Genomic DNA, 10,704 nt, shown 5'->3' with positions numbered 1-10,704 from the left:
ACAACGCATCCGGAACCAACCTCAGTGACAACCCATCTACCACACGTCACATTATGTCCCACACGTCACTTCATCCACATGAGACACGCTCTAAGGCGAGCGTAAGTATGTCGACTGGTTATGCGGCGGCGCGGATGTAGGCGAGGTGGGGGTCGGCGAAGAAGCCGCGGACGAGGTGCGGCATGCGTTGTAGTCGCCGCAGTGCCCGGGTGCACAGGGTCTTGAACTGGTCGGGTCCGGTGATGCCGGAGCGGCCGATGCGGTCGTGTTTGACGTTTTTCCAGACCCATTCGTCGGGGTTGAGTTGGGGCGAGTAGGCGGGGATGCGGAACAGGGTCAGTTGGCCGCCTGTGGAGTCGGCGAAGGCGGTGACGGCCTTGGATCGGTGGACGGGATGTCCGTCGAGGATCAGGAACACCGGCCCGTCGTTGTCGCGGAGCAGGCGTTTGCAGAAGTCGATGAACTTCGTTGCGGTGAGGGTGCCGTCGATGATCGAGAACCGCAGAGCACCTTTGGCGCTGATCGCGGAGATCATGTTCACCGAGAACCGGGCCCCGGTCGCCGCAACGACCGGGGTGCGGCCGACCGGCGCCCAGGTGGTGCCGGCGTGGTAGTCGCTGCGCACGGATGCCTCGTCGGTGAAGTAGATCGTCGCTTTCGCCTTCTTGGCCTGTTTCTGGATCTTCGGGAACGTCGTGCTCTTCCACTGCTCGACGGCCTCGGGGTCGGCCTGATACGCCCGGTAGAGGGGTTTCTGCGGGGACAATCCCATTGCCTTGAGCCACCGGCCGACGGTGACCTCGGACATGGTGACCCCGAACTCGCGGCCTATCACCTCGCGGATCATGTTCCGCGTCCACAGGGCGAACTCGAACTCGAGCTGATGCGGATCGGTGCCGACGATGATCGAATACAGCCTCGCCAGCTGATCGCCGGTCAGGGTGGGAGGTCGGCCGGGCACCGGTTTCGCTTCGAGCGCCTCCCAGCCTCCGGCGCGGAACTTCGCGACCCACCCGTAGACGGTCTTGCGGTGCAGTCCCAACGTCTCGGCGACCTGTTCGGGGTGCACCCCGGCCTGAACCTGCTCCACCGCACGCCTTCTCAGCACCGCAAGGGTTGCATGGTCGAGTTTGCGGCCATCGTTATCTCGCACACCATGATTCAATCAGACACACGACTAAATAGTCGACATACTTACGAACTAATTAGTAACCTGCGGGTGTCTTCCGACTGGCCTCGCGGGGAGCGTGCTCGCCTTCTGCAGCCAAGCCCTCCAGAAGGAGTCGAACGCCCCGACGGACGAAGTGGCGTGCCTGGGAGTGGGCAGGACCGTCGAAAACCTCAAACATCTCTGCCGCTGCTGAGTAGGGAGCCTCCGCGATCGAGGTAGTCATCGTGAGTAACTGGTCTGCGGAAACATTATTCGGGAGTTTTCCGGTTTCTTGTGCCCGTGTAACTGCGAGTCGAACAGGCGCCACCGCCTCGGCGATCGCCGCATCAAGTCGTGGAAGACTCGACGAGTGCAGACGGTACCAGCCTAGGACCCGAAGAATCTCAGGGTGGTCCTCGTACTCTCTAAATAGAGCATCGGCAAACCGCACCAGATCGAAGTCGTCCAGCGGAATTTTCGTATACTTTGAAAGGACGAGCTGCAAGTAAGTTTCCTCAAACAACACATTCTTGCTTCCGAAGTAATGGTATATGAGGCTCTTGTTTGCGCCTGACCGCGATGCGATGCGATCGACCCGAGCTCCGGCTATGCCGAATTCCGAAAACTCCTGGAGTGCAGCGGTGAGAAGTCTTTGACGCGTCACCTCCGACTTCTTCACACCGACAATCCTATCCTTAGCAGCCGAGCGGACTTCGCGGGAGGTGTCCTAGTGCCGGGCGACGGCCGAAGAAGCTGTGGTGCCGGTGACGGCCGTGGCGCCGGTGCCGACAAGCAGAACGATCCGCTGGGCGGACCACGAAAACGACGATGAAAGAGATGAGATGACCGCTCGACAGCCCTTTCGTGGTCGCCCACGCGCCGTCCGGTAAGGGACAGCGACCGACACGGCCCGAAAGCTGGCCCATGACGGAACGAGCTGAGCTGCACGGTCTCCGGGAACGCGGTTCGTAGGTCCTTCATCTCGGAAACGATCGAATGAGAGATGACCCGAGATAGCGCATAACTATCCAAGCGATCAAATTCCGTTCGTCGCCCCGATTCGGGATTCCTTCATCGGACGGGGCTACCAGGAGAGCAGCGAACCTCGATCAGGCCACCGGCCTCCCGCTGCGCCGGCCACCGGCACAGCGCTACGAGCACGACGCACTGGGGGGCCGGGTTTCGTACCGCGCTGCCGCTGCGACGGCGCCCGTGGCGGTCACGACCAGCGCCTCGTCCAGTGGCGCGGTCAACCGCGCAATCGCCTGCCGGTGCCGGTGTTCGCGGTCCCGGTCGAGCCGCAGCAGGTCGAAACCAAGAGTCTCAGCGCATCGGACTCGTCCTTCGACAGCCGTTCGTGGCACCGGAAGCGATCCAGCCGTAGCGGCCACTTCCAAGCAAATCGTGCTGCCTGTGAATTCACCATCGTCGTCATCGGCGACTGGTCTCCTGCTCGCCGAGGCGGGCCAGCATCCCTACCGCCAGGAGTGGATGTGGTCCATGCCGCGAGCGAGCTAGCCGGCCAGCTCCCACCCGGACAGGTGGATATCGGTGAGTGCGGTTTCGGTGCTGCGATGTCCGGCGAAGGTGGCGATCGCGTGTAGTTCCCAATCCGTCCGTGCCAGGTCTCAAGCACAGATGCCGGGTCGTGCGGGTAACGGTCCGCGCCCGAGTCGGCTACGAACTCGCCGTCGGCCTGCGCCGCTTCAGCCGCAAACATCAACTCCATCTCGTCTCCCGCGCCCGAGGATTCACCCTCGGTGTCGGATCGCGACCGTCGCCTGCTTCGGCGGCACGGCGCCGTTCTTCTTCGGGATAGCAGGTGGGCGGGCAACATGATGATTATGCCGTCGATATCCGATCCGAAGCGTCCGGCCTCGACGAAGGACAACAGGTTGCGCCGGGACAGTCCGCGCATTCCTCTTCGGGACGGACAACTGACGATATTGTTGGGAATACGTTTCGGGAGGCGAGAGCGATGGTGCGTCGTCGGCAATGTCTGGCACCTATGGATCGATGTCGGCGATGACCGACGTCGATCCTTTCGCGACGCAACGCGATGTGTCCGGTTCGGTGACGGCGGAGTTGGCGGCGGCCGGGTTCGAGGATGCCGAGGTGATCGGCCGCGGTGGTTTCGGTGTGGTCTACCGCTGCTCGCAGGCGGCGCTCGATCGCACGGTTGCGGTGAAGGTCCTCACCGTGGACCTCGACGAGCAGAACCGGGCCCGATTTTTGCGGGAGCAGCGGGCGGCGGGCCGGTTGACCGGCCATCCCAATATCGTGAACGTTCTGCACGCCGGGGTCACCGACAACGGCCGCCCGTTCATCGTGATGCCGTTCCACGCTCAGGGTTCTCTCGACGCACGGATCCGCCACGATGGACCGCTCCCGCTGGAGGAGGCGCTGCGACTCGGGGTGAAGATGGCCGGCGCCCTCGAGACCGCGCACCGCCTCGGGATCGTCCACCGCGATATCAAACCGGGGAACATCTTGATCACCGACTACGGTGAGCCGGCGTTGACGGATTTCGGTATCGCGCACATTACCGGCGGGTTCGAGACCACCGCGGGCGTGGTGACGGGGTCGCCGGCGTTCACCGCGCCGGAGGTGATCGCGGGCGAGGCCCCGAGCCCGGCGGCCGACGTCTACGGTCTCGGCGCGACGTTATTCGCGGCGGTCACCGGGCATGCGGCGTTCGAGCGCCGCAGCGGTGAGCAGGTGGTGGCACAGTTTCTGAGAATCGCCTCCGAACCGGTCCCGGATCCGCGCGTGCACGGTGTCTCCGAGGACATCAGCACGGTCATCGAACAGGCCATGGCCGGGAATCCGGTGGCCCGGCCCTCTGCTGCGGAACTGGGACGGCACCTTCGGGAGTTGCAATATCGGCACGGCTTCCCGGTGGACGAGATGGCCGTGCACACCGAACCGGCGGCGCCGAGCGTGGGTCCAAACTCCGCGGGAGCGCAGGGGTCGCCTCAGCCAGGCGCGGCATCGGCGGATTCGGTTCGCACGGGTGATCTTCCGCTCGAGCTGACCAGTTTCGTCGATCGTCGTACGGAGTTGAGGGAGGCGACGAACCTGTTGTCGGCCTCGCGGCTGGTGACGTTGACCGGTATCGGTGGGGTGGGCAAGACACGGCTGGCATTGCGGGTGGCGACCAAGGTGCGCCGAGACTTCCCGGACGGTGTGACACTGGTGGAGTTGGGCGATCTGCGCGACGGATCGCTCCTGGCCGGTGTGGTGGCGGGTGGATTGGGGTTGCGGGACCGGTCGGCGCGGCCGGTCTCGGAGGTGCTCGTCGATTTCCTTCATCCTCGCCAGCAGTTACTGGTGCTCGACAACTGTGAGCAGGTGGTGGCTGCGGCGGCCAAGCTCTCCGAGACCCTGCTCCGCGCCTGCCCGGCGCTGCGCATGCTGGTGACCAGTCGAGAACCACTCGATATCGGGGGGGAAGCGACGCTGTTGATCTCCCCGCTGCCCGTCCCCGACCCCGAGCATTTGCCGAAAGGGCTGCCCCGCAACGACGCTGTGACCTTGTTCGCCGAGCGAGGTGCCGCCGCGGTGCCAGGGTTCGAGCTCACCGAGGACAACAAGGTCACCGTCGCCCGAATCTGCCGGCGACTGGACGGGTTGCCGCTGCCGATCGAGTTGGCCGCGGCCCGGTTGCGCGCGATGACACCGGAGCAGATCCTGCAGCGCCTGACCGACCGCTACGAACTACTGACCCGCGGCAGCAGAGACGCGCCGTCACGGCAGCAGACCCTTCGAGTGTGCATCGACTGGAGTTACGACCTGTGCACGCATGCGGAACAGCGACTGTGGGCGCAGCTGTCGGTGTTCGCCGGAAGTTTCGAACTCGACGCGGCGGAAGAGGTTTGCGATCGGAGCCAATCGAAAGATGTCATCGATATCGTACCTTTCCTCGTCGACAAGTCGATCCTGACGAGGGAAGCCTCGGGTGCCACAATGCGATTCCGGATGCTCGAAACTCTCCGCGACTACGGGCGCGACAAGTTGCGGGCGACGGGCAACGACACCGAACTCCGCCACCGCCACCGGAACTGGTACGAGCGGCTGGCGCTCGCGGCGGAATCCGAATGGATCAGTTCCCGGCAGATCGAGTGGATCACCAGGCTGGGGCGCGAGCTGCCGAATCTCCGGGAGGCGCTGGAGTTCTGCGTGTCCGACAGCCGCGACGCCGGCCTGCGGATCGCTGTAGCGCTGTATCCGTTCTGGCTTGCCGGGGGCCTGCTCGGCGAGGGACGTCGATGGTTCGACCGCCTCGGGGTCGACCGGCCAGGGAAGCCGACGGAAGACCGCGCCAGGGCGCTCCACGCCGCCAGCGTGCTGGCGGGCATGCAAGGCGACATCCCGGGCGCAGACACCCTGGTGGAGGCGGGACGCTCACTTGCCGCCCAGACCGGAGATCCGGTGGTGCATGCGCACATGGACCACGCGGCCGGACACGTAGCGCTGTTCGGGGGTCGCCTCGCCGGCGCGCGCATCGACCTCGAGAAGGCCGTCGAGTTCTACGCCGCCCGCAGCGACGTCTTCGAGGTCACGGCAGTCTTGGGGCTCGGCATGACGCACGATCTGGTGAACGACACCGAACGGGCCATCGAATACTATGAGCGCGCCCTCGCGCTCACCCAGGCACAGGGCGAATCGGTGTTTCAGGCGTACTCGCTGTGGGCGCTGGCCGTCGCGGTGTGGCGGCACGGTGAGAGCACCCGCGCGGTGCAGCTCCTCGGACAGGCGCTCGAGATAGACGGTAAGGTGAACGACCGCCTCAACGCGAGCGTGTGCATCCAGTCACTCGCGTGGATCACCGCCGGGGAGGGAAACGTGCAGCGCGCGGCCGTGTTGTTGGGCGCCGCGGACCAGCTCAGCCGGTCGGTGGGGAGTTCGACGGTGCTGGTGCAGGGCTTACACGTGTGGCAGGACCAGTGCGAAGACCGGATCCGGCGGGCGATGAGTGAGCAGGCCTTCGACACCGCGCGCGGAAAGGGCGCCGGGCTCGGATTCGCCGGGGCCGTCGCCTACGCGCTGGGTGAGCAGCCCACACCCTCGATGCCGTCCGGTACCTCGGCCACGCTGACGAAGCGGGAACGTGAGGTCGCCGCACTGATCGCAGAAGGGTTGACCAACAGAGAGATCGCGGCCCGCCTGGTGATCTCGCCCCGCACCGCGCAGGGACACGTCGAACATCTGCTGACGAAGCTGGGATTTACCTCACGCGCACAAGTCGCGGCCTGGGTCGTGGAAACGCAGCATCAGCGTCGAGAACTCTGACCGGCCCCCAGACACATGACTTGAAATGCATCGACGCGATGGACCGTGGTGCAGAACAGCGGGACACGCGATGGTGACTTGCTCGGTGGGCCGGGAACGTTGGTCGCGATTCGTGGATTCAAAGGGTGTCCGGGAGGTATGGCGGCGCGCGTTGTCTTGTCGCCCAGCCAAGGGGCGTCCGGTGCCGCCAGAACCGTATGCATTCGTGCTTCGTCAGAGGAGCGTCGGTGTGAACTCGACATAGATCGGGCCGCGCGACGATGCCGTGTCCAAGCTCCCCGAAGACCCCACGTCGACGCCATTTTTAGGGTGGTGTCCTGTACGTGCACGGCCTCGTAAGAACCGTCAGGGGCGAACTTTGGACTGGCGGTTGATCGGTCAGCAGGTGCTGGTCCGCACCTGTGGGGAGGTGGTGCAGATCTTCGCCGGCGAGCAGGTGGTCGTCACCCGTGTGCTGCACCTGTCGGGGCGGTCGACGAACCCCGAGCACTACCCGCCGCACAAGATTGCCTACACACTGCAGACCGTGGTCTGGTGTCGGGCGCAGGCCGAGCAAATCGGTCCCGGCGCGGTCGCGGTCGTCGCCGAGTTGTCACAGGTCAACGCGCTGCGCCGGCTGCGGGCGATCCAGGGCATCGTCCGGCTGCGGGACCGCTACGACGACGCCCGCCTGGACGCGGCCTGCGCCCGCGCCCTCGAGGTCGGTGACCCCAGCTGCCGCACCGTCAAGGGCATCCTTGCCGCCGGCACCGAACACGACGGACAGCCCGCACCGGCCCCCGCGACGGCGCCGGCGTTCCTGCGCGGACCCGATGCCAGCGACGAGACCGTCCGCCGCTACCTGCAACCGCTGCGCGACGCACACAACGCCCTGCCACCGGCGGCGGTCGCGCCCACCATCCGGCAGACCACCGGCTGGCTTACCTGCCGACCGGACCGGCTCACCGACGACGAACGTGAACAGCTCAGCGCGCTGCTCGGACGCTGCCCTGACCACCACCCGAGAGTTGGTCCACGACTTCGCCGAGATCATGACCGGACCGCCGTGGCGGCGACCTCGCCGCCTGGACGACTGCTGTCGACAATGACGGGGAACCGGCGCTGCGGTCCTTCGTCCGGGGTCTGCGCCGAGACCTCGACGCCGTCATCGCGGGGCTGACCCTGCCGCACAGCTCCGGTCCCGTCGAAGGCCACGTTAGCCACATCATTCTGTGGAATCTGAGATGTCAAGGTCATTCTCGTTTGCGCTGGTTGACCGAGACGAGCGGTAGCAGGGTCGCGGTCGCCGGAACACCGATCTCGCGGGGCGTCGTGCCGGTCGGCGTGGGAACGTCGATCAGTCGCTCCAGGAGGTTGTCGAGGGCGGTCTGTCCCTCGTCGACGGCGGCGCGCTCGTCGTCGCTGAGCGGGATCGCGGCGAGGATACGCTGGAGATTGTCCTTGGCCTCCAACAGTTGTCCCTTGCCGGATGCCTTGGGGGCGTAGAAGTCGCAGCGGGCGCACGCCATCCTGTGTGGGCATTGTTCGAAGAACGTGTAGGTGCAGTATCCGTGTCCGAGGTCGTAGTACTGCCATGGCGTGTCGTCACCGGCGGCGGCGCCGGAGGTGACGGCATCACGGTCGAGGAGGACCTCGATGGTGCGGACGTTGCGGGAGAAGTATCCGGCGTCGGTGTAGGCCCGCGTCAGCGTGGTGGGGCTGATTTTCGCGTAGTACTGGGTGGATTGCGGTGAGCGGTGGCCGAGCCAGGCTTGCAGCTCGAACAGGGTCATCGGCTCCTTGGCGTTGTAGAGCTGGCTGGCGATCGTCGATCGGGCTCGGTGGCTGGTGATGTTGCCTCGGACGTCGGCGGTCGGGACACCGGCTTTGTGGCAGAGCATCGGGATGACCGTGTTGATGACGAAAGGACGAGGAGACCCGGCGGGCGCGGAAGGCGAACAGCAGGTCGACTCGCTCGCCGGTGCGGCGGTCGTGAAACTGCGGTTGTGAGGGGCGCATCGCGTGCCAGTTGTCGAGGGCCTGGCCGAGGATCGGATCGACCGGCTTGGTGAACGCGGTGCCGGTCTTGTGCGCGGGGACATCGAGCAGGCAGACCGCGTCACGCGCCAGCACCTGATCGGAGTCGCCGACGATGGGGGTGTCGTCGTGCTGCCAGCGGATGCAGCCGACCCGCAGGCGGGCGATCTCGTCGCTGCGCAGTCCGGAGAACAACCAGGACAGTGTGATCGCGTGGACGAGTTCGAACGGGTAGAAGTTCCCGGATTGTGTCTCGGGGAGATCGGCGCGCGACAGATTCAGTCCCGCCCAGAGCAGCTTCGCCCAGATGTCGTCGGCAATTACCCGCGGATTCGGGCCGAGTAGCGCGGTGATGCTGCGTGGCGTGGCCAGTGCACGCCCAGGATCGAAGCGTCGCGGTAGCCATTCCCATTCCTGACAGTCGGTGAAGAACCTCCGGATCGCCGAGAGGTGACCGTCCTTGGTCGCCGCCGTCAGTGGAGTGCCGATGCGCTCTTCGAGTCCGGTGGTGCGGTGCACGTAGTCGCCGACGTTCATCTGGTCCAGCGCGGCGACCCAGGTCGCGCAGGTCTGCCGGGTCCACGCGGCCGGGTCGGCGGCGTCGGGATGCTCGGCTGCGCTCCAGCGGCCGACCTTGAGCAGGCGGGACCGGACGTTGCCACGTGCCCGCGGCGTCAATGTCGAGGTCGCGTACCAGCGGTCGACCCACCGCTGCCAGATCTGCGCACCGCCGGCCGCCCGAGCAGTGCCACGACCGGTCGTCGCGGGCGGCGGGTCACAGAACCCGAGGGCACCCACCGCCCGCTGCACTGCATGCAGAGTGTTGAGCCGCGCGCCGCCGAGCAGTCCGTCACGGCGGACCCGCTCGAACAGCTCGGTGGTGAGGTCCTCGAGGTGCGGGCTGCGGCTGAGCAGGAACAGCTGGCAGACCACCATCGGCAGCAGCGTGTCGTCGCCGTGTCCGAGCCGATAACACCACTCGCCGAGCACCTGACGAAGCCGGGCGATCTCGCCGTCGACTCGGTCGCGCCCGAAGATCCGCCGCGACAGGGTCAGGCGTTGGAAGCTGCCGAGCCGGTGGAACTCGGTGAAGGAGCCCAGCAGGTAGGCGTGCGCGGCGAGGTAGGGGCGGACCTCGTCGCCGGCCCAGGCGGGTGCGTTCCGGCGGAACTCGGCCTGATCCCGGCCGAGCAGATGCACCCATACCGGCGTGCTCCAGCCCCAGAAGGCCCGCTCCTTCTCGGCGCAACACACCAGCAGAACCGCGACCACGTCGGCCATGGCGCGCCGCCGATGCGCGGTGGCCGGCGAATCCAGTCCTGCGTTGACCGTCTCCAGCGGTCGCAGCAGTCGTCCGATCACGTGCCAGCACGGCGCGTTCGGATCGTGATACTGCAGCCGCCGCAGGTTGCGCACGCCGAGTTCACCGATGGCCCGGACCTCGTCGTCTCGGAGGTCGATCGTGGTGTCGAACTGATGCGCGACGAGCGGTGAGCACCACCGTGATTCGGGGTTCGGTTTGAGGGTCCCCGACAGCGGCGCGGTCACTGTGGTGTTCCTGCGGTCGCGGCGTCCAGGCCGGTGAGCATTCCGATGCGCCAGGCGTGGATGTGGTCCATGCCGCGGCCGAGCTTGTCGGCCAGATCCTGCCCGGACAGGTGAATATATCGCAGCGTCGAGTCCGTGTGGCGATGCCCGGCGAAGGTCGCGATCGTGTGCAGCTCCCAGCCCATCCGGGCCAGATCCGTCAAACACAGGTGCCGTGTGGTGTGTGTGGAGAACCGCGGCACATCGGCGGCCAGCGCGATCCGTCGCGCCACCTTCGACCACGTCCACAGGCTCAATGGCTGGGCGTGATTGCGGCGGGACTCCGACAGGAACAGCGGTCCGCGTGCCCTGCTGAGACCCGCCCGGTGCGCGAGATAATCCGACAGCAGCACCCCGGTCGGAGCCGAGTAGGGCACGACCCGCTCGAGTCGGTTCTTCGTCGTCTCCGCCCGAATCCGCAGGGTGCGGTGGGCCGGGTCGAGATCGTCGGTACGCAGCGCGCACAGCTCCTCACGACGCAGCGCGGCATCGTAGGCCAGCGCCAGCATCAGGCGGTTGCGAACCGGTTCCCCGGCGGCAACGGTCAGGATGTCCGCCCACTGCCTTCTCTAGTCTCTCCAGAACTGTCGATCTTGAGATTCTGGAGGGACCATTTTGGATGACGAGCCGGGCTGCTGGACGCTGGACTTCTATGACTT

6 protein-coding genes are annotated in these 10,704 nt (G+C 66.1%); 2 read left to right on the top strand and 4 right to left on the bottom strand.

Annotated features, from left to right (window positions below; genetic code table 11):
* Positions 1-118 precede the first annotated feature (118 nt).
* On the bottom strand, positions 119-1,153 hold the full coding sequence (locus tag ACFVJ3_RS48415) for an IS630 family transposase (RefSeq protein ID WP_378458858.1): 1,035 nt from the start codon (positions 1,151-1,153) through the stop codon (positions 119-121).
* A gap of 52 nt (positions 1,154-1,205) precedes the next feature.
* On the bottom strand, positions 1,206-1,829 hold the full coding sequence (locus ACFVJ3_RS48410; protein ID WP_378458857.1) for a TetR/AcrR family transcriptional regulator: 624 nt from the start codon (positions 1,827-1,829) through the stop codon (positions 1,206-1,208).
* Between the two features lie 1,346 nt (positions 1,830-3,175).
* On the opposite strand from ACFVJ3_RS48410, the gene ACFVJ3_RS48405 reads away from it, so the two are divergent.
* Together ACFVJ3_RS48405 and ACFVJ3_RS48400 are read left to right on the top strand one after the other, a co-directional pair.
* Complete coding sequence (locus ACFVJ3_RS48405) at positions 3,176-6,442, top strand: protein kinase (protein ID WP_378458859.1); 3,267 nt, start codon at positions 3,176-3,178, stop codon at positions 6,440-6,442.
* A gap of 358 nt (positions 6,443-6,800) precedes the next feature.
* Entirely contained in the window at positions 6,801-7,601 is an 801-nt protein-coding gene (locus ACFVJ3_RS48400; RefSeq protein ID WP_378458856.1) for a hypothetical protein, read from the top strand.
* 455 nt (positions 7,602-8,056) lie between these two features.
* Here the strand turns inward: ACFVJ3_RS48400 and ACFVJ3_RS48395 are convergent, their stop codons facing one another.
* Together ACFVJ3_RS48395 and ACFVJ3_RS48390 are read right to left on the bottom strand one after the other, a co-directional pair.
* The gene (locus ACFVJ3_RS48395) at positions 8,057-10,006 is read right to left on the bottom strand and encodes a hypothetical protein (protein WP_378458855.1); all 1,950 of its coding nucleotides are present in this window, start codon (positions 10,004-10,006) and stop codon (positions 8,057-8,059) included.
* The gene (locus ACFVJ3_RS48390; protein WP_378458854.1) at positions 10,003-10,554 is read right to left on the bottom strand and encodes a site-specific integrase; all 552 of its coding nucleotides are present in this window, start codon (positions 10,552-10,554) and stop codon (positions 10,003-10,005) included. The genes ACFVJ3_RS48395 and ACFVJ3_RS48390 overlap by 4 nt, the downstream gene beginning before the upstream one ends.
* Positions 10,555-10,704: the final 150 nt, after the last annotated feature.

Source organism: Rhodococcus sp. NPDC127593 (assembly GCF_042671975.1).
GTDB lineage: Bacteria > Actinomycetota > Actinomycetes > Mycobacteriales > Mycobacteriaceae > Rhodococcus_F.
The sequence above is the reverse complement of the archived record's forward strand: the minus strand, read 5'-3'. Positions and strand labels throughout refer to the sequence as shown.

Excerpts from the sequence above, each read along its gene's own strand:
- ACFVJ3_RS48390 (WP_378458854.1), bottom strand. The coding sequence starts at position 10,554 with ATGCTGGCGCTGGCCTACGATGCCGCGCTGCGTCGTGAGGAGCTGTGC.
- ACFVJ3_RS48405 (WP_378458859.1), top strand. The coding sequence starts at position 3,176 with ATGACCGACGTCGATCCTTTCGCGACGCAACGCGATGTGTCCGGTTCG.